The organism is Chitinophaga niabensis (genome assembly GCF_039545795.1).
Classification (GTDB): domain Bacteria; phylum Bacteroidota; class Bacteroidia; order Chitinophagales; family Chitinophagaceae; genus Chitinophaga; species Chitinophaga niabensis_B.
The window spans coordinates 6,410,103-6,429,376 of record NZ_CP154260.1 but is presented as its reverse complement, the minus strand read 5'-3'; the positions used below and the strand labels follow the sequence as shown (position 1 = coordinate 6,429,376).

Annotated in this window: 15 protein-coding genes; 6 read left to right on the top strand and 9 right to left on the bottom strand. The window is 45.5% G+C overall.

The window, feature by feature from the left end; translation table 11 throughout:
- Nucleotides 1–53 precede the first annotated feature (53 nt).
- From AAHN97_RS25870 to AAHN97_RS25855, 3 genes are all read right to left on the bottom strand, one after another.
- Nucleotides 54–1,601, bottom strand: coding sequence for an Rne/Rng family ribonuclease (locus AAHN97_RS25870; RefSeq protein WP_343304974.1), 1,548 nt, complete (start codon nucleotides 1,599–1,601; stop codon nucleotides 54–56).
- A 441-nt stretch (nucleotides 1,602–2,042) separates the two neighbouring features.
- Nucleotides 2,043–2,894 (bottom strand): tetratricopeptide repeat protein, encoded by an 852-nt coding sequence (locus AAHN97_RS25860; RefSeq protein WP_343304973.1) that lies wholly within the window; start codon nucleotides 2,892–2,894, stop codon nucleotides 2,043–2,045.
- Nucleotides 2,895–2,918: 24 nt separating this feature from the next.
- Nucleotides 2,919–3,206, bottom strand: a complete 288-nt coding sequence (locus tag AAHN97_RS25855) for an HU family DNA-binding protein (protein WP_029464490.1) — start codon at nucleotides 3,204–3,206, stop codon at nucleotides 2,919–2,921.
- 224 nt (nucleotides 3,207–3,430) lie between these two features.
- Here AAHN97_RS25855 and mutY point away from each other — a divergent pair, with 224 nt between their 5' ends.
- The 6 genes from mutY to AAHN97_RS25825 all read left to right on the top strand — a co-directional run bounded on the left by mutY (nucleotide 3,431) and on the right by AAHN97_RS25825 (nucleotide 9,243).
- Nucleotides 3,431–4,489: an A/G-specific adenine glycosylase gene (gene mutY / locus AAHN97_RS25850; RefSeq protein ID WP_343304972.1), complete on the top strand. Its 1,059-nt coding sequence runs from the start codon at nucleotides 3,431–3,433 to the stop codon at nucleotides 4,487–4,489.
- Between the two features lie 177 nt (nucleotides 4,490–4,666).
- Nucleotides 4,667–5,140: a single-stranded DNA-binding protein gene (locus AAHN97_RS25845; protein WP_074241400.1), complete on the top strand. Its 474-nt coding sequence runs from the start codon at nucleotides 4,667–4,669 to the stop codon at nucleotides 5,138–5,140.
- 189 nt (nucleotides 5,141–5,329) lie between these two features.
- Nucleotides 5,330–6,634: a gliding motility-associated protein GldE gene (gene gldE / locus AAHN97_RS25840; protein WP_343304971.1), complete on the top strand. Its 1,305-nt coding sequence runs from the start codon at nucleotides 5,330–5,332 to the stop codon at nucleotides 6,632–6,634.
- The gene (gene gldD, locus AAHN97_RS25835) at nucleotides 6,631–7,233 is read left to right on the top strand and encodes a gliding motility lipoprotein GldD (RefSeq protein ID WP_343304970.1); all 603 of its coding nucleotides are present in this window, start codon (nucleotides 6,631–6,633) and stop codon (nucleotides 7,231–7,233) included. Before gldE ends, gldD begins: the two co-directional genes overlap by 4 nt.
- Nucleotides 7,234–7,240: 7 nt before the next feature.
- Entirely contained in the window at nucleotides 7,241–7,816 is a 576-nt protein-coding gene (locus AAHN97_RS25830; protein ID WP_343304969.1) for a DUF3109 family protein, read from the top strand.
- Between the two features lie 47 nt (nucleotides 7,817–7,863).
- Nucleotides 7,864–9,243, top strand: coding sequence for a LutB/LldF family L-lactate oxidation iron-sulfur protein (locus AAHN97_RS25825; protein ID WP_343304968.1), 1,380 nt, complete (start codon nucleotides 7,864–7,866; stop codon nucleotides 9,241–9,243).
- A gap of 219 nt (nucleotides 9,244–9,462) precedes the next feature.
- Here the strand turns inward: AAHN97_RS25825 and AAHN97_RS25820 are convergent, their stop codons facing one another.
- The 6 genes from AAHN97_RS25820 to AAHN97_RS25795 form a co-directional block, all read right to left on the bottom strand.
- The gene (locus AAHN97_RS25820; RefSeq protein WP_343304967.1) at nucleotides 9,463–11,094 is read right to left on the bottom strand and encodes a carboxypeptidase-like regulatory domain-containing protein; all 1,632 of its coding nucleotides are present in this window, start codon (nucleotides 11,092–11,094) and stop codon (nucleotides 9,463–9,465) included.
- Nucleotides 11,094–11,633, bottom strand: a complete 540-nt coding sequence (locus AAHN97_RS25815; protein ID WP_343304966.1) for an RNA polymerase sigma factor — start codon at nucleotides 11,631–11,633, stop codon at nucleotides 11,094–11,096. Before AAHN97_RS25815 ends, AAHN97_RS25820 begins: the two co-directional genes overlap by 1 nt.
- Nucleotides 11,634–11,747: 114 nt before the next feature.
- Nucleotides 11,748–13,262, bottom strand: coding sequence for a bifunctional phosphoribosylaminoimidazolecarboxamide formyltransferase/IMP cyclohydrolase (gene purH, locus AAHN97_RS25810; protein WP_343304965.1), 1,515 nt, complete (start codon nucleotides 13,260–13,262; stop codon nucleotides 11,748–11,750).
- A 12-nt stretch (nucleotides 13,263–13,274) separates the two neighbouring features.
- The gene (locus AAHN97_RS25805) at nucleotides 13,275–15,155 is read right to left on the bottom strand and encodes a ComEC/Rec2 family competence protein (RefSeq protein ID WP_343304964.1); all 1,881 of its coding nucleotides are present in this window, start codon (nucleotides 15,153–15,155) and stop codon (nucleotides 13,275–13,277) included.
- Nucleotides 15,156–15,443: 288 nt separating this feature from the next.
- Complete coding sequence (carB, locus tag AAHN97_RS25800; RefSeq protein ID WP_343304963.1) at nucleotides 15,444–18,260, bottom strand: carbamoyl-phosphate synthase large subunit; 2,817 nt, start codon at nucleotides 18,258–18,260, stop codon at nucleotides 15,444–15,446.
- Nucleotides 18,261–18,424: 164 nt separating this feature from the next.
- On the bottom strand, nucleotides 18,425–18,853 hold the full coding sequence (locus tag AAHN97_RS25795; protein ID WP_343304962.1) for a hypothetical protein: 429 nt from the start codon (nucleotides 18,851–18,853) through the stop codon (nucleotides 18,425–18,427).
- Nucleotides 18,854–19,274 lie beyond the last annotated feature (421 nt).

Sequence of the window (19,274 nt, the reverse complement as noted above, 5' to 3'; positions counted from 1 at the left end):
AAAAGAGAAGTACCGGGCCTGGTACTTCTCTTCAAATATCTTTGTTGTGCTCTTTACAGCTTGATCTCTTCGTCGTTTGCGTCAAAGAAGCGGTATTCTGTGAGGTGGTAATTATTATCTGCTCTCAGTTTGATCCACTTTTTATATTCAAAGAACCATTTCCATTGTTTGGACCTGAGCCAGCCTTTGGTCAGATAGGAATGGAGGATGGGGTGTACCCGGATAGTCAACCCTTTGTGCTGGTGATTGAGCAGGTACAGCAGGTTCTTTTCGATATCTTCAAAGATGAGCATGGAGGCGCCTATCTTGCCGGTACCTTTACAGGCCGGGCAATCCTCTGCTACGGAGATGGTGATCTCCGGTTTCACCCTTTGGCGGGTGATCTGCATAAGACCGAATTTGGAGATAGGCAGGATGGTATGTTTGGCCCTGTCCAGTGCCATGAATTTCTCCATGGCCTCGTAAACGCTCTTTTTGTTCTCCGGCAGTTTCATATCGATGAAATCGATGATGATGATGCCACCGAGATCGCGCAGCCTGAGCTGGCGGGCAATTTCTGCGGCAGCCTCCAGGTTGGAAGCAAGGGCATTCTGTTCCTGGTTATTGCTGGAGCTTTTGTAGCCGCTGTTCACGTCAATAACGTGCAGGGCTTCTGTTGCTTCTATAATAAGATATACACCACTATCCAGGTTCACTGTTTTCCCGAAAGAAGCTTTAACCTGGCGGGTTACACCAAAATGATCGAAGATAGGGGCGCCGTTGTGATAATAGGAAACAATGTCCTGTTTCTCCGGCGCTATCTTTTGAATATATGTTTTGGTATCTGAATAGATGTTCTTGTCGTTAATGACAATACGGTTGAAGCTCTCGTTCAGCAGATCGCGGAGGATGCTGGCTGTTTTAGTTTGCTCACTTAATATCTTTTGCGGGGGTGCGGCATTACGCAGGTTTTCCTGGATAGTTTTCCAGGTACTTACGAGCATGGTAAGATCTTCATGTAGTTCCGCCGTTTTCTTTCCTTCAGCAGCGGTACGTACGATCACGCCGAAGTTATTGGGCTTGATGGCTTCTACGATCTTTTGCAGCCTTTTTCTTTCTTCGGAAGAATGGATCTTTTTAGACACCGCAACAATATTATTGAAGGGTGTGATCACAATAAAGCGACCGGGGAGGGAAATTTCGCAACTCAGGCGTGGGCCTTTTGAAGAAATGGGCTCTTTGAGGATCTGTACGAGGATGTTGGGTTTACCTCCCAGTACTTCGGTAATTTTACCGGTTTTGATGATCTCCGCCTCATTCTTAAATTTGGCAAAATCGAAGTTCTCTGTCTTATCGGTAATGGCCTGTTGTGTGAATTTGAGGATGGAACGGATATACGGACTAAGATCAGTATAATGTAAAAAAGCATCCTTTTCGAACCCCACATCAACAAAAGCCGCATTTAAACCGGGGATGAGTTTCTTCACTTTGCCTAAATAAAGGTCTCCCACCGCAAAATTAGGGTTTCCGCTTTCATGATGCAGTTCCACTAATTTTTTATCTTCCAGCAATGCAATTTCTACACCTGATGGTGCTGCATTTATTATCAATTCCTTATTCAAGCGTCAAAATTTTATCCATAAATACTTCACTTTTATGCAGGCCGGCGTTTAACACTAGCAACAGCATGCCCAAATGATAGTTGGGTTGGTACCAACATTTCACTACGTGTTGAGGATTGCAAAGGGTTTAGTGAAAATACAGGTGGAGTCCGGAATTTATAAGGCCGACTTACGTAAACAACCTGCATGACTTCAGCAATTTAACGATAAAAGCTAAAATCATGCAGGATTGTACAAAAATTTATCGAGTCCGCGCCTCCAGCTCTCAAATTATACCTGTGAGTATAAATGGCGGGGAATAGGAGAATTATTTCTTGCCTTTCTTATGACGGTTCTTTCTCAGCCTTTTTTTCCTTTTATGGGTTGCGATCTTATGTCTTTTTCTTTTCTTTCCGCAGGGCATACGCTTTTATTTTTTTAAATGATTTATAATGTAATGTATTACTTAATGCTTTTAATGTATTCATCTATCTCTGCGGCCAGCGAGGGATCCTTGATGAGCTTCCTGCACTGCCGTAACAATGTGATAGCTTTATCTTTCTCTCCTTTGCTCTGATGTGCTACAGCTAATAGGAATATGGCTTTCGGTTCCTCCGGATGACGTTTTAGAACATCTTCCATTCTATCGATCGCTTTATCGAACTGCCCGGATGTGATGCTGAAATTGGCCAAAGTAAGCTGGGCGTCCAGGAAATCAGGATTCCTTTCCGCCACTTCCCGTAAAATACCAATACCCTTCATCGGTTCACTGGTATTACTTACCAGCAACGATCCTTTCTTTATCTTCAGCGTGTCATTGTTAGGTTCAAGCGCAATGGCCCTGTCCAGCAACTCCAAAGCCATATTGGCTTCCCACATCCTTACGCCCGCGTCTTGTGTATGCGAGAGATGGTCTAAAAATAAATTGGCTGCAAAGGTGAGGTTTTTTCCGGAATTTTCCAACTTAGCGGCTTCGGCCGCATAATATGCAGCAATAGGGAGCTCATTGAGATGGTCCCAAATAGTATATAGCTGCCTGTAAGCAGTAGCCTGCTGTGAGCTAACATCGCCACGAACGACGGTGTTTTCCAATCGGGTAATTTCAGCGAGTTTGTCTGCAGGAACTTTTTCTTTCGCTTTTTTCAGCATATCAGAAAAGTTCGCTACAGCAGCGCCCTGGCCTTCTGGCATAGCATTCCCCGATGCAGAGGCATGTTCATGCCCGTGCACCTTCGGCGTTATGCGCCCAAATGCGAATAAAACCGACACTACGGCAACAGCAAGACCAATAAGAAGTAGTTGATTTTTTTGCACCCTAAAAAATGTTAGGATGCAAATCTAAGAACTTTTAAGCTTCTTTACTTCGGCAACGAACTCTTTAGATGGCTTAAATGCTGGAATGTAGTGCTCGGGAATTTCGACGGCAACATTTTTCTTAATGTTACGGCCAATCTTGGCTGCACGTTTCTTCGTAATGAAACTGCCGAATCCGCGAATGTAGATATGCTCGCCATTTGCTAACGCCTCCTTAACTTCCTTGAACATGGCCTCGAGTGTTACTAACACATCTACTTTGGGGATGCCGGTTTTTTCAGCAATGTTGTTAATCAAATCAGCTTTTCTCATAATGAAGCGGAGGATTACTTGTTTTCAAAGTTATTAAAAAAAATTTAAAGTCGGAAGTATCAAGGAAATAAAATTTAATATTTTTTGTTATAGATAGTGACAACAAAAAATGCCTTTATTTGCGTCCCAGACACCGCCTAAATCCCTAGAATCCAATACTAATGGATACTTCGGGAACACGAATATATAAAAAAACATCGACATATATAAATTATTTTGTGCAAATGAACGATACTAAAAGATTTTTTACGGACTGTATCCTTACATGGAACCGCCTCCATAACAGCCGGACCATGCCCTGGAAAGGTGAAAAAAATCCTTACCGTATCTGGCTTTCAGAGATAATTTTGCAGCAAACCCGTGTTGAGCAAGGCTGGCCGTATTATGAAAGATTCATTGGCGCATACCCCACGGTGGATAAACTGGCCCAGGCCCCGGAGGAAGAAGTTTTCCGACTGTGGCAGGGACTGGGTTATTACGCCCGCTGTAAAAATATGCTCGCTGCCGCCCGCATGATCTCCTCCATGCATAAGAACCAGTTCCCGAAGACCTATGAGGAAATTGCTGCGCTCAAAGGTGTTGGGGCTTATACAGCCGCCGCCATTGCTTCTTTCGCGTTCAATCTTCCCCATGCCGTACTGGATGGTAATGTTTACCGTGTGCTGGCAAGGTATTTTGGCATAGATACTCCGATCGATACTACAGCTGGCAAAAAATTATTCACCGCCCTGGCCAATGAGGTGCTCCCTAAAGATCGGGCAGGTGCTTATAATCAGGCAATTATGGATTTTGGTGCGGTGGTATGCAAACCCCAGCAACCTTTATGCCCTTCCTGTTTACTGGCGCCCCGTTGTGAGGCTTATCAAAAAGGACTGACTGACCTGGTTCCGGTTAAATCCAAGAAACTCAAGGTCAAAAAAAGATACTTTCATTACCTCCTGCTGGAACAGAAAGGCCGGGTTTTCATCCGCAAACGCACAGGGAAAGACATCTGGCAGAACCTTCATGAGTTCTTTCTGCTGGAAACATCTGCCCCTGCCACCGATGCAACCCTGCAACAATCTGCTGGTTTTCAAAGTCTGCTGGGCCATCTCGACTACAAGATCGTGGATTCTACTGCAGAAATAAAGCAGCAGCTTACGCATCAGACGATATATGCAAGATTTATCAGGTTACAGGTACCTGTTGCATTTAACGCGCCGGACGAATATCAGCTGGTTACTGAAAAGCAACTGCAGGAACTGGCCTTCCCCAAGATCATAGTAGATTACCTGCAACGATGACGGGCCGGCAGCCATTTGGTACTATTACCTGTCTATTCTTCTCTAACTACTTACGGACAAGCATTACAACGTTCCCGTAATGGTAAAAATTCTATTCGTTGATTGGAAAAAAACACTAACTTTAGAAAGGTTGACCGTGAGAAGAATTTTTTATAGGACAGATTAAAACCTACAATTATGAGAGGTGTTAATAAAGTAATCCTGATTGGCAATCTTGGCAGAGACCCCGATGTTCAATTCCTGGAAGGTAATATCGCCGTGGCTAAATTCTCCCTTGCCACGACCGAAACATTCAAAGACCGCGCAGGCAAACTCATTTCCCAAACAGAATGGCATACCGTAGTTCTTTGGAGAGGCCTGGCCGAACTAGCTCAAAAGTACCTGCACAAAGGCAGCTTAGTGTATATTGAAGGACGCCTGCGTACCCGTAGCTGGGAAGATAAAGAAGGGAATAAGAAATTTGCCACAGAAGTAGTAGGCGATAACCTGGTAATGCTGGATAAAAGGATGGATGTTAATAATGGCGACCACCATATACCCCACCATGCTTCAGGATCTTCTTCCCCCGGAGGCCCGGGAGGCCATGGAGAAGGTTTCACCGGAATCGAGCTCCCGCCCATGAGCGAACCTGCCGACGATCTTCCCTTCTGATGCCTTCATATGTTAATATAAATTAAGTTATTACATAACTCCGCGCGTAACCGAACGGTACATTCTTTATATTTGCATGCGGGAAAGCAATTCAGGTCATTTCAGATGGAATTTCTTTCCCCTTATTTTTGACCAAAGCATATTAACTTGGCTTACCCATCGGCTAGCATTTTACCGTTTTCGAGCGTTTTGTTACAAGATCTGGCGGCACCATCGCCCAATGTAGTCGTGTTTTTGCTGGTTATTTTCATCTTACTCCTGCTCACCTTCATTGTGTCCGGTGCCGAAGTGGCTTTCTTTTCGCTTACCTATAAAGACCTGAATGTGCTCAAAACCCGGCAGAATAACGCAGGGAAGATGATCACCCGGTTACTGGAGAACCCGAAACCACTGCTGGCTTCCCTTCAGATCGCCAACATCCTGTTCAATATTGCCTTCATTTTTATTACCAATTACCTCATTGCACAGGTAGAAAGCTTGCGGGAGCTGGAATTCCTCTCCTTTATCGTGCGTATTGCCATTATTACATTTGTGCTGCTGTTCTTTGGCCAGATCCTTCCCAGGGTATGGGCCACACAGAATAATATGCGCTTTGCCACTTATTTTGCCTGGTTCATCCATATCATACATGCTACCCTGGAGCCTATCAGTAACTTCTTTGTGAACATGAGCGAAGGCATAGAAGCCCGTCTTTTTCACAGAAGTACCCGGCCCATCAACTATCATGAGATTGATGAAGTGATTGAAATGAGCGTGGAGCCCGGCGCTTCGCAGGAAGAAAAGAACATTGTGCGCGGCATCCTCAAATTCGGCAACATTGCTGTTAAACAGATCATGCGCACCCGCCTGGATGTAAACGGACTGGAGTATGATATGCCTTTCGGTGAAGTGGTGAAAAAAGTGGCCGACCTCCACTATTCCCGCCTGCCCGTATATAAAAACAACCTGGATACCATTGTAGGCGTGATCCATACCAAGGACCTGCTACAACACCTGGGTAAAGGAGATGATTTCGACTGGCACGAAGTATTACGCCAGCCCTTCTTTGTACACGAGCATAAACTGATCGAAGACCTGCTCAACGAATTCCAGACCCGCCATATGCATTTTGCCGTGGTAGTGGACGAATTTGGCGGCACTTCCGGCATTGTAACCCTGGAAGATATCATGGAAGAGGTGATCGGGGATATTAAAGACGAATTTGACGAAGATGAGTTCAACTATAATAAAGTAAACGATCATACCTACGTTTTTGAAGGTAAGACCATGCTGAACGATGTTTGCCGCATCATGGACATTGCGCCGGATACTTTCGAATCCGTTAAGGGAGAAAGTGATTCCATCGGCGGGCTGATCCTTGAACTCTCCGGTAAATTCCCGGAAGAGAACAGTGTTATCAGCTATGAGAATTTTGATTTCACCGTGCTCGAAGTGACCAAAATGCGCATCCAGAAAGTGCAGATCAGCAATAAAACAGGTATTGAAAGCGAATGAGACCGGTAATTTATTTCTTCCTGGCAGTACTCACAGTTACTGCCGCAGCCTGCCAGCAACAAGGTTTTACACCTAAGCCAAGAGGATTTTTCAGGGTAGATTTTCCCAAAAAAGAATACCGCCTTTTCGATGAACCGGGCTACCCCTACTCCTTCGAATATCCTGTATACGCCAATATCGTAAAGGATACCCTCTTTTTTGATGCCAAAGCTGAGAATCCCTGGTGGATCAATGTGGACTTTCCGCAATTCAACAGTAAGGTGTACATGAGCTACAAAACAGTAGGGGCACAGAATTCGCTGGATAAACTGATCAATGACGCCTTTAAACTTACGTACAAACATACCCTCAAGGCAGAATCCATTAACGAAGAGGAGATCAGTACGCCCAACAATGTACATGGCCTGTTTTACGAAGTAGGCGGCAATGCCGCTTCCGCAAAACAATTCTATGTAACGGATTCCTTTCATCATTATTTGCGCGGAGCGTTGTATTTTTACGCACCACCCAATGCAGATTCGCTGGCGCCCATGCACAAATTCCTGCAGGAAGATATGTGGCACCTGGTGGAAACACTGAAATGGAAAGCTAATAAATGAGTGACAGATGATTGTGATCGATGATAAATACATCAGCGATGATGTGGTTGAAAAAAATTTCGTGTGCAACCTCAATGCATGCAAAGGGGCCTGCTGCGTAGCAGGAGACTGTGGCGCTCCCCTCGAAGAAGCAGAACTTAAGATCCTCAAAAAGATCTACCCTAAGATCAAGTCTTATCTCCGCGAAGAAGGCATTAAAGAAATAGAAAAAACCGGGTTACATACCTGGGATGATGAACATGGCCATGTTACACCCATTGTGAATGGTGCTATCTGCGCATACGCCACTATCAATGAAGCAGGCCATGTAGGCTGCGGAATAGAAAAGGCTTATAACGATGGCGTGGTGGATTATAAAAAACCCATCTCCTGCCACCTCTACCCCATCCGCATCACTAAATATGAATCTTTCGAAGCGGTTAACTACGATAAATGGAGCATCTGCAAACCTGCCTGCAAACTGGGTAATGAACTGAAAGTGCCTGTTTATAAATTCCTGAAAGATGCCATCACACGTAAGTATGGTGCTGAGTTCTACCAGGTGCTGGATAAGATAGCTACCAAGCAGCATCTTAATGACTGATAATATTTTGCGCACGATTGTTGTGCTATAACTATCTTTACAGGCATATGAATAAGACGGCAAGCACCTTTCTTTCTGAAAGTGAAATAAAAGCGGCTGATCTGAGTCACCGCAAAACGATCAACTTCAATATCAGCAAGTATAATGCTGCCGTTGTGAACGGTAAGCGGCAATTCTCCGATCTGCCCACTGCGAGGGAACGGGCTAAGAATGTGAAGTGGAAAGCCATCGAGAACCTGGATAAACACCTGGAAGATTTTGAGATGAACTTCATCAAGCGTGGCGGAAAGGTGATCTGGGCAGAAAATGCAGAACAGGCAAGAGAAGCGATACTGGAGATCTGCAAAGCCAAAAACTGCAAGACCGTTGTGAAGAGCAAATCGATGGCTACAGAAGAGATCCATCTCAACGACTTCCTGCAGGAAAATAATATAGAAAGTGTAGAAACGGACCTGGGTGAATACATCCAGCAACTGGATAATGAACCGCCGTACCACATTGTTACGCCGGCCATGCATAAAAGCAAGGAACAGATCGCAGAGCTTTTCACTAAAAAGCTGGGCACTGTGCCGGGACTGAACCCTGAGCAACTTACCCTCGTAGCCCGTGATAAACTCCGCCAGAAATACCTGGATGCAGAAGTAGGCATTACCGGCGCCAACTTTATTCTTGCAGACATCGGCGGTATTGCGGTTACAGAAAATGAAGGAAATGCACGGTTAAGTACTTCTTTCCCTAAAACACATATTGCGCTTGTTGGTATAGAGAAGGTACTGCCTTCCGTTAATGACCTTGCCCTCTTCTGGCCGCTGCTGGCCACTTTCGGCACTGGGCAGAATATCACTTCCTACAATACCATCTTTACCGGCCCGCGCCAGGAAGGTGAGGTTGATGGTCCTGATGAGATGTATGTGATCTTTTTAGACAATGGCCGTACGAACATCCTCAAAGATGAAATAGCGCGCGAAAGTCTTTATTGCATCCGTTGCGGCTCCTGCCTCAATGCCTGCCCTGTTTACAAGAACATTGGCGGCCATACTTACAATACAACCTACAGTGGCCCTATCGGTGCAGTGATCACTCCTCACCTGCAGGGCATGGAAAAATATATGCATCTCAGTTTTGCTTCCTCCCTTTGCGGAAACTGTACGGAAGTTTGCCCGGTGCGTATTAATCTCCATGAGCTTTTGCTCCATAACAGGCATAAGGCAGTAGAAGAGAATCATACCACCGGAGCTGAAAAGATGGGCTGGTTTGGCTGGAAACAGGCTTGCCTGAGCCGGCGGATGATGAACCTGGTGGGTGGTAAAACAAAGAACATGGTGGTAGGGAGAATGTTTGGGAAGGCATGGGGCAATGATGAACGTGCGATGCCTGATTTTGCACCGAAATCATTTAACCAGTTGTGGAAGGAAAGGAAGAAGTAAATTCATTTATCGCTTCGGCAATCGTGAAAGAAAAGAAGAACTAATTCTTTTATATACAAAAAAGGCGCTCAGCTTCGTAAAAGAAAAGAAGAAATAATTCATTTATATAGAAGGCGCTCCGGTAAGGGGCGCCTTTTTTATGGGATGTTTATTCGTTTTATCAGAATATCTTTTATTGCCCTTTTTTATGGGATGTTTATTCGTTTGTCAGAAGATCTTTTATTGCCCCTTTTTTACCAGTTCTATCGGTATTATCACCTCCACGGTGGCCTTTTTCTTATTAGATGCTGGCATCCAGGCCGGACCATCTTTGATCCGCTGAATGGCAATGCTGTCTGCTTCTTTACCCATGCCCTGCAATACCTTAAAATCCTGCAAAGTACCATCTGGCATTACAGAGAAAGAGATATGTACTTTACCGCTCTGCGGAACTTTCAGGCCTGGTATTTCTGCTTTTTTATTTGTTACCAGGTAAACGCTGTACGCTTCATCTCCTACTAAAGGGAATGGCGGTACGAGGCTTTTCTTCTCTTTAGCATAACCCACTACCACTGTTTCATTCAATTGGTCTCTCCTGGAGGGTAAGGCTACATTCAGGTTATTGGTGCTTTCTGAAACAGTTATCTTTTTCTGTGCGTAACCAACGGAAGAGAATCCAAGTTCAGCCTTACTTTTAGAGGCTATATGCAATGCAAAACTGCCTGAAGTATCCGTAACAGCTCCCCGGTTGCTGCCATTAACGGTTACGGATACACCGGGTATACGTTTTCCTGTTTTTTCGTCTACCACCACACCACTGATCTTATGCACATTATCGTCCGTATAATAATTGGAGAAGTTGGATTTTGCGCCTGTTACCAGCCCTTCTACCTTGGAATCAAGCTTACCGGCTATAGGTCTGTTACCACCGATGTTAATGGTATCTATCTTATTATAGGAGGCAAAAGCTGAATCTGTGTTTATGGCGCCAAAACGCGGAGCCTGTTGAACTTTTTTAGTGGTTACAAGCACTACGCCCTTAGCGGCTCTTGCACCATATAGAGCACTGGCGGTGGCGTCTTTAAGGATGGATACATTCTCAATTTCCGCGGGATTGATGAACCGGAGTGAATCAGGTTTAACAGGTACACCATCTATTACGACCAATGCGCCGGAATCTTTTATACTTGAAGTGCCACGGATCTGTATGTTATCCTTGCTTTCGCCTTTAAAAACAACCCCGTAGGGAGCTGTTTTTTGTAATGAGGGTGAAGGCGGAGGAGCGAATGCTTTTATTTCATCGCGTGCAGTATTGGCATTTGCTACGGCCTGTGTTTCCTCATTGCGTGCAGTATTGGCATTTGCTGTAGGCTTTTTTGTTTTAGCGCGTGCGAATTCCTCAGCGGGTTTAGCATTGGAATCTGAGAGAACTCCCTGGGTATCTGTAGCCTGGGCTGCTGCTACATCAGCATTGGCGTTTGCCGCAGGAGCGGCAGAATCCGGAAGTATTTCTTTTTTCTCCTTCTCAAGCGTCTGCGCAATCTCTGGTGCCTTTTGCGTTCTGTTAAGGAGCATTACACCGGAAATAGATAATATCAGCAATACGGAAGCAGCTGCCAGCCAGCGATAATCCAAACGCCGCACTTTTTTCTCAGCAGGCGCCACCCTTTCCTGCAAACGCTGTTGCAGTTCACTTAAGGCAGACCGCTGATCGGTGGGATATTTTGCGTATCCTTCCAGCGCATCTGCCAGGAACGGATCGTCCAGCGCCTGTTTTTCGAGGGCATGCATGGTTTTACTATCCAGTTTGCCTTCCAGGTACTGACGGATCAGTTCCGCCGTGGGGGTGATATGTTGTTGATTATCAGCCATTAATTTTTATCCATACAAAGTTTCAGGTTCCTTTTCCCGTTCTGAATATAGCTTTTTACCTTATTCATCTCATAACCCGTGATATCTGCCACTTCCCGGTAGCTTTTCTCCTGTAAATAGAACAGGTTTACACTCCGCTTTTGCTCTTCGGGCAAGGATTCCAGGCATTTTTCCATCGCCTGGAGGTTGGATTCCATACTGAATCCGTTATCAGGATGATAATTTTCCTCCGATTCCATAATTCCATTGTCGTCTATGGACACCAGGCGGCCTTTATTGGCCCTGATCTTCATCAGGCAATGGTTACGGGTCAATACATGCAGCCAGCCCCTGAAGTTCTGGACCTCATGTTGCTTCAGTTTACCTATCAGTTCTTCAAAGATCTGCATCACGGCATCCTTGCTGTTTTCCTCATCAAGATATTTGAGGCACACACCATATACCATATCCATGTAACGTTCATACAATGCCGCCAAATACTCCAACTGACCGGTTTTTTTATATTCTCCGATCAACCACGCATCATCTGCGTCCTTCATTATATTTTGCTGCAGGAATGGCATCTACGATGGCAATAGTACAAAATTCTTTGATACAAAAAAGGCTGTTCTTTCGAACAGCCTTCTCTTATCCTTATAAATTGAAATCAATGATCAGTGGCGGAAGTGACGCATACCGGAGATCACCATCACCATGCCATTTTCTTTGGCGTAATTGATGGAATCATTATCACGGATAGAACCACCGGGTTGTATGATAGCGGTAATACCTTCTTCTTTGGCAATACGCACACAATCATCAAACGGGAAGAACGCATCTGAAGCCATCACAGCTCCCTGCAGGCTGAATTCAAACTGGTGCGCCTTTTCAATAGCATGGCGCAATGCATCAATGCGGGAGGTTTGTCCGCATCCTTTACCTACCAGCTGTTGGTCTTTCACCAGCGCAATGGCATTGGATTTAAGGTGTTTACAAACGATGTTGGCAAACTCCAGGTCTGTGCGTTGTGCTGCAGTAGCAGGTTGCGCACCGGTATCGTTCCAGGTTTGGAAGCTACCTTCATCATTATCCTGTACCAGCACGCCATCCAGAACGTTCTTAAACATCTGTGCAGGTTTCACCGCTTTTTTCTGCAACAGCAGGATGCGGTTCTTTTTAGCCTGGAGAATTTCCAGTGCAGCCGGCTCAAAGCCGGGAGCAATCAGGATCTCAAAGAATATTTCGTTGATGGATTGTGCAGTAGCAGCGTCTACTACCTTATTGCAGGCCAGTACACCGCCAAAAGCACTTTCTTTATCTCCTGCCAGTGCTGCTTCCCAGGCGGCAGACAATGTAGGCCTGCTTGCAATACCGCAAACATTGGTATGTTTGATCACGGCAAAAGTAGTTTCTGTGAATTCAGCGATCAGTTGAACGGCCGCATCCACATCCACAAGGTTGTTATAAGACAATTCTTTACCATGCAGTTTGTCGAAGATGGCTGTAAGGTCGCCATAGAAAACACCTTTCTGGTGAGGGTTTTCTCCGTAACGGCATACCTGGCCCTGCGGAACAGATAACTGGAAGTATTCTTTTTCTGTATTTTGAAGGAAGTAACCGGCAATGGCCACATCATAATGTGCACATACCTCGAAAGCCTTTGCAGCAAAGTGCCTGCGTTGCTCCAATGAAGTAGCGCCTTTACCATCTACCAATGCTTTTTCCAGGTCAGCATACTGATCTTTGGAAGCAACGATCACTACATCCTTGTAGTTCTTGCCTGCAGCGCGGATCAGGGAAACGCCCCCGATATCTATCTTCTCAATGATAGCCTGTTCTTCCGTAGTGCTTTTCACGGTTTCTTCAAACGGATAAAGGTCTACGATCACCAGGTCAATCTCCGGGATCTCGTATTGCTTCAGCTGTTCCAGGTCCTGCGGATTCTCACGGCGTGCCAGGATACCGCCAAACACTTTAGGGTGAAGGGTTTTAACACGGCCGCCAAGGATAGAAGGGTAAGCCGTCAGATCTTCCACGGCTACACATTTCACACCCAATTCCTCAATGAACTTTTGCGTGCCACCTGTAGAGTAAATGGTAACACCCTGCTCACCTAATGTTTTAACGATATTCTCCAGGTTATCTTTATAGAAAACGGAGATCAAAGCTGATTTGATTTGCTTTTGCATGCAAGAAAATAATTAGAGATTTACAACAAAGGCTCCTTCATCCGGAACCGAAAAGCAGCGCAAAGGTAGTTTCTTGGCAGCACTTTTCCACTTCCGTATCAGGAAAGGTGCATTAGAACTATCAAAAATTATCAGCTCGTATATAAAATAATCGCGCAAACAACTGATATCGACACGCGGATTATGTGACAACAAAATATAATCTATTTTCATCTTCGCAGCGGGTAGCTTGTTAGGAAGCCTGCCGGTTAAACGCAGGATCCTTTTCCCCTCAAACTGAATCAGGGCTTCTGTTTTGTACTGCTTGCGCAGGTGGCCGTTGATGCATTCTACACCGTTATATACAATGATCTTTTTCTGCCTTAACGTTTCAACCCCATCATAAGCATGTAATGCTGCAAACAGCACGCCTGTGACTAAAGCCCCGTACCAACGTTTTAATAAAAACAGCATGGTGATCCCATACAAACAAACCGTCTGCGGCAAACTGATCTGGATGTTATGCGTAACGGCGCCGGGGACCTTATCCAGCCACTGTATACAGGTGTTCATGAACATGATACCTCCTGACAGTAATTTGCCCAGCCAGATATTAGGCAGGCATACCAATATGATCTCTCCATACAAAAGCATGGTGGAAAGCGGCACGGCTATGAGGTTTGCCAGCAGGAACAGATTGGGGAACTGGTGGAAATAATACAGGCAGACCGGCCAGGTAAATACCTGTGCGGCGATTGAAACCGCTATCATCTGCCAGAGTTTATCCAGCCACTTGTTGCGGAGCATCCACCAGTCGTAAACAGGTTGGTAACAGAACAAGATACCACCCACTGCCAGGAAGGATAACTGAAACCCAACATCCAGCAGGAAATAGGGCTGGTAGCACAGTAAGAGGAAAGCAGCGGCAGCCAGTGTATTGCGGCTATTGGCATACCTCCCCAGCATAAATTGCCCTGTGGCCATGATACTGAACATCACCGCAGAACGAAGCACTGAAGCGGAAGCTCCTGTTAATAAAGAGAAAACCCACAATACTGCGATCACCAATAATGCCCTGGCTACTTTAGGCATCCATTTCAATAATTGCAGCAGGGTAATATAGATGAGGCCGAGGTGTAAACCGGAAATGGCAATGATGTGAACCACTCCTGTGTTCGTATATGCCTGCACGATACCTTTATCCAGCTCCTCCCGGTAGCCGATCAGCAAAGCCTGCGCAATTCCGTATTCCTGCTGCCGGGGAATGTATTGGCGTAATATCTTCAGGCAATAATCACGGGTATCCTGCAGCCAATGGCCGTGGTGCTTCCTCTTCGCCGGCAAAACCTGCCAGTTTTTAAGGAATACCTGGTGGAAGAGGTTCCGGTAACTGCAATATTTACCGTAATCGAAACCTCCCGGGATCCCCCTGATCCGCTGAATTTCTCCCTGGATCATTACGCGGTCCCCGTATTGCAGCTTCGGCTCTTTCAGGAAATAGAGCAGCATTTTTCCGCTGACAGATTGCAGGCGGCCTTCATTTATTACAGCAGTAACGGTTGCCGCTGCTTTCCAGGACCGGGCTTTTTTCAAAGGTTGTTCTTCCAGCAAGAGGATGAGCTGGCTGCTGTCACTCAAATGATGCCCTACCCAATCTGCCCGCTGGCGGATATCTGCCTGGTGCCATAATCCCGTTCCCAATAAAAAGATGGTGATATGGATACATGCTCCCTGTAGATGCCGCAACGCAAAATGATCCGCAGGTTTCAAAAAGGAAGGGATCATCCATCCGCAAATAGAAAGTATCAAAAGTACCCGGATGGGTATTGTAACATACATGCCCAGGATCATCCCGGCCATAAAGGGGATCTGGAGGCGCAGGAACGGCTCCTTTTTCCAAAGGTTAACAAACATACTACAAACAATGGTCTGATTTGAAATTAAGGCTTTTTTACACAAAAGCAATAAATAGTTGATAATCAGGTCATTTGTGGCTGCACAAACCTTCTCTCCTATATCGCTCCTATAGCACTGCTATAGCATTGTAGGCACATAGGTATATCGAAACGATATAGGAATGCTATAAGAGTGCTATAGGAATGCACTTTCAGTGATATAGGGATATACAACTTTAGTACTTGTATAAACACAAAAAGGCCGGGTCGTAATGACCCGGCCTCTCAAATTTTATGTGGAAGACGATTACTTACTCAGGTGCATGCTTCTTTCTTTATAAAGCGTTCTGAAGTAAGGGTCTCTCAGATCCTTAATGAAACGGATAGCTTCCCCTGTAGATTTCATTTCAGGCCCGAGCTCTTTGTTCACGCCGGGGAACTTGTTGAAGGAGAACACCGGTTCTTTGATGGCAAAGCCCTTCAGGTTCTTCTCTATCTTGAAATCTGTGAGTTTGTTAGCGCCCAGCATCACTTTGGTAGCAATGTTGAGGTAAGGTACCTGGTAAGCCTTTGCGATGAAAGGTGTGGTACGGGATGCCCTTGGATTGGCTTCGATCACAAATACCTGCCCGTCTTTAATAGCGAACTGGATGTTGATCAAACCCTTGATATTCAGCGCACGGGCTATTTTCTCAGAATAGTACTCCATGGTGGTAACAATCATCTGGCTGAGGTTGAACGCAGGTAATACCGCGTTACTGTCGCCACTATGGATACCGGCTGGTTCAATATGTTCCATTACACCCATTACATGGAAGTTCTCCCCATCGAAGATGGCATCGATCTCAGCCTCCTGGCAACGGTCCAGGAAGTGGTCGATCAGGATCTTGTTGCCTGGTAAGTGTTTCAACAGGCTGAGTACGGATTTCTCCAGCTCTTCCTCATTGATCACAATCCGCATCCTTTGGCCGCCCAGTACATAAGAAGGACGGACCAGTACAGGATATCCTACTTCTTTTGCCACTTCAATGGCATCGTCTGTATTATAGGCAGTACCGTATTTAGGGAAGGGAATACCCAGTTCTTTCAGCCTGTCAGAGAAACGGCCGCGGTCTTCCGCAATGTCCATACTGTCAAAAGAAGTACCGATGATCTTTACGCCTTTCTCCGTCAGCTTTTTGGCCAGTTTCAGGGCAGTTTGCCCACCCAGCTGAACGATCACGCCTTCTGGTTTTTCCAGCTCAATGATCTCCCAGAGATGCTCCCAATATACCGGCTCAAAGTAAAGTTTGTTGGCCATGTCAAAGTCTGTAGACACCGTTTCAGGGTTACAGTTCACCATAATGGCTTCGTAACCGCATTCCTGGATGGCTTGCAGACCGTGGGTGCAGCAATAGTCGAATTCAATACCCTGGCCGATCCTGTTAGGGCCGGAACCGAGTACGATCACTTTCTTTTTATCAGAAGGGATGCTTTCGTTCTCTGTATCGAAGGTAGAATAGAAGTAAGGTGTTTTCGCTTCAAACTCCGCTGCGCAGGTATCTACCATTTTATAGGTACGTACAATGCCGGCGGCTTTCCGTTTTTCATATACTTCATCCTCTTCGCAGTTGCTAAAGATGATGGCCAGTTGTTTATCGGAGAAGCCCATTTGTTTGGCTTCTTTCAGCAGCTCCATGGGAACGGATTCCAGGTCGTGCTCCAGCAGTTGTTTTTCTACTGTTACGATATCATTGATCTGATGCAGGAACCAGCGGTCGATCAGGGTGGCCTGGTGGATGGACTTTACAGACATTCCTTCCATCAGTGCATCCTTGATACGGAAGATACGGTCCCAGGTGGGGCGTTTCAGCTTTTCGATCAGCTGTTCGCTTTTCAGGAGGGATTTACCGTAGTAGCCAAGCCCAACTGCATCGTTCTCAAGGCTCTGGCAGGCTTTCTGTAAAGCCTCGGTGAAAGTACGGCCGATGGACATTACTTCTCCAACTGATTTCATCTGGAGTCCTAACGTATCGTCAGCACCTTTAAATTTATCGAAGTTCCAGCGTGGCATTTTCACGATCACGTAATCCAGTGCTGGTTCAAAGAAAGCGGAAGTAGTTCTGGTGATCTGGTTCTCCAGTTCATCCAGCGTATAACCGATAGCGAGTTTAGCGGCAATTTTAGCGATGGGGTAACCCGTTGCTTTGGAAGCCAGTGCGGAAGAACGGCTTACACGTGGGTTGATCTCAATAGCGATCAGTTCTTCGTTCTCAGGGTTCATGGCAAACTGCACATTACATCCTCCGGCGAAATTACCCAGCTGGCGCATCATCATCATGGCCTTGTTACGCATGTCCTGGAAAGCGGTATCGCTCAGGGTCATAGCTGGAGCCACCGTGATAGAGTCTCCTGTGTGGATGCCCATGGGATCCAGGTTCTCTACGGTACAGATGATAACTACGTTGTCATTTTTATCGCGCAGCAGTTCCAGTTCATATTCTTTCCAGCCGAGTACTGCTTTTTCTACCAGTACCTCGTGCATGGGAGATGCTTTCAAACCACGGTCCAGTGCTTCATCCAGGTCCTCTTTACCATGAACGAAACCACCACCGGTACCACCCAGGGTAAAGGAGGGGCGTATTACAAGCGGGAAACCTATTTCCTGTGCAAATTCCTTTCCTTCCAGCAGGGAGTTAGCCGTACGGGCCGGTGCAACAGGAATTCCCAGTTGGATCATCCACTGGCGGAACTGTTCACGGTCCTCCGCTTTATCGATGGCTTTAATATCCACACCGATCAGGCGTACATTGAATTTTTCCCAGATACCCAGTTCATCCACTTCTTTACAAAGGTTCAGCGCGGTTTGGCCACCCATGGTAGGCAAAACGGCATCGATCTGGTTCTCTTCCAGGATCTGTTCAATACTTTCTACCGTCAGCGGCAACAGGTAAACCCTGTCTGCCATCATCGGGTCCGTCATAATAGTAGCCGGATTAGAGTTGATCAGGATCACTTTAATTCCTTCTTCCCGGATAGAACGGGCTGCCTGGGAGCCGGAATAGTCAAATTCACAGGCCTGACCAATAATAATAGGACCGGAGCCGATAATCAGAACAGATTTAATGGAGGTGTCTTTGGGCATCTTTTTTTATTAGCTATTGATAATGAAAAACCATGCGATCTTTTTAGCCCGCGAGCGAACAAAAAAATCGTGCAAAATTACGGGAATAATTGGTTTTTACGGAGATATTATTTGAAATGAATAGCTGAGATGCCCTATATTTTAATTTTATATACTAAATAATGCTATTGCGCCAACATGTAAACGTACACCAGCTTCCATTTCCCGTCCACTTTCTGGAATTCAAAATCTTCAATGGTGGCGGCATCGTCTGATACCATAGACTTATCATCTTCGCTCAGCAATTTGCGGGCGCGCAGGAGATTGTATTTATTGGCAAACTCCTCTTTTGCCGGCAGTTCCAGGTAATCGTTGAAGAAATTAGCGAACTGGTCTTTATTAATGGTTTGAACAGCAGTATCCGTGAGGCTTTTCTTTACAACCAGGGGGAAGTCTATAAAACCGCTCACACCCTGGATATCTTTCTTTACCAGGGCGGTGTAGAATTTCTTCCAAAAAGCCTCAAACTCTTTGAGTTCAGGCTCTGAAGTACGCTGGGCTTTACCAACCAGCAGGAGAAGGCACATGGCCAGGGATAATAGACTGCTTTTCATAGTACAAGGGATAGCGTTACAAATATAGAAATGCTAATATATGTAATTATAATGAAAAAATCAGTATTTTTATCATAAAGATTGAAGGATCAGTCTTTTGAGACCTAACTATTTTACAAATAATTCCGCATTCGAGTGCGCTTTCTCAAGCAGGGCAACTAATTTGCAATAGAATTACTACAAGATCATTATTGGAGTTCATATATACACGCATCCTTTCTATGTTAACAACAAATCCCCTAAAATTCCTGACCTATGTGAACCCTGGAGATGCTGTTGCGTAAATGCAATGGCATCTTTTTTTTGTGAGAAGGTGAGGGTGTTTTTGAGCATGTGGGGCTGCTGCGTTTTTTTGGTGAGTGCCTGAAACTTTTTCCGGTGCGGACATAAGGTTTACGCTAACTCTTTTTCACGTGAGACT

What these genes read in the sequence shown, in the direction of transcription:
- AAHN97_RS25855 (WP_029464490.1), bottom strand. Translation starts at nt 3,206, where the DNA reads ATGAGAAAAGCTGATTTGATTAACAACATTGCTGAAAAAACCGGCATC.
- mutY (WP_343304972.1), top strand. Translation starts at nt 3,431, where the DNA reads ATGAACGATACTAAAAGATTTTTTACGGACTGTATCCTTACATGGAAC.
- AAHN97_RS25845 (WP_074241400.1), top strand. Translation starts at nt 4,667, where the DNA reads ATGAGAGGTGTTAATAAAGTAATCCTGATTGGCAATCTTGGCAGAGAC.
- gldD (WP_343304970.1), top strand. Translation starts at nt 6,631, where the DNA reads ATGAGACCGGTAATTTATTTCTTCCTGGCAGTACTCACAGTTACTGCC.
- AAHN97_RS25830 (WP_343304969.1), top strand. Translation starts at nt 7,241, where the DNA reads ATGATTGTGATCGATGATAAATACATCAGCGATGATGTGGTTGAAAAA.
- AAHN97_RS25825 (WP_343304968.1), top strand. Translation starts at nt 7,864, where the DNA reads ATGAATAAGACGGCAAGCACCTTTCTTTCTGAAAGTGAAATAAAAGCG.
- AAHN97_RS25820 (WP_343304967.1), bottom strand. Translation starts at nt 11,094, where the DNA reads ATGGCTGATAATCAACAACATATCACCCCCACGGCGGAACTGATCCGT.
- AAHN97_RS25815 (WP_343304966.1), bottom strand. Translation starts at nt 11,633, where the DNA reads ATGAAGGACGCAGATGATGCGTGGTTGATCGGAGAATATAAAAAAACC.
- purH (WP_343304965.1), bottom strand. Translation starts at nt 13,262, where the DNA reads ATGCAAAAGCAAATCAAATCAGCTTTGATCTCCGTTTTCTATAAAGAT.
- AAHN97_RS25805 (WP_343304964.1), bottom strand. Translation starts at nt 15,155, where the DNA reads ATGTTTGTTAACCTTTGGAAAAAGGAGCCGTTCCTGCGCCTCCAGATC.
- carB (WP_343304963.1), bottom strand. Translation starts at nt 18,260, where the DNA reads ATGCCCAAAGACACCTCCATTAAATCTGTTCTGATTATCGGCTCCGGT.
- AAHN97_RS25795 (WP_343304962.1), bottom strand. Translation starts at nt 18,853, where the DNA reads ATGAAAAGCAGTCTATTATCCCTGGCCATGTGCCTTCTCCTGCTGGTT.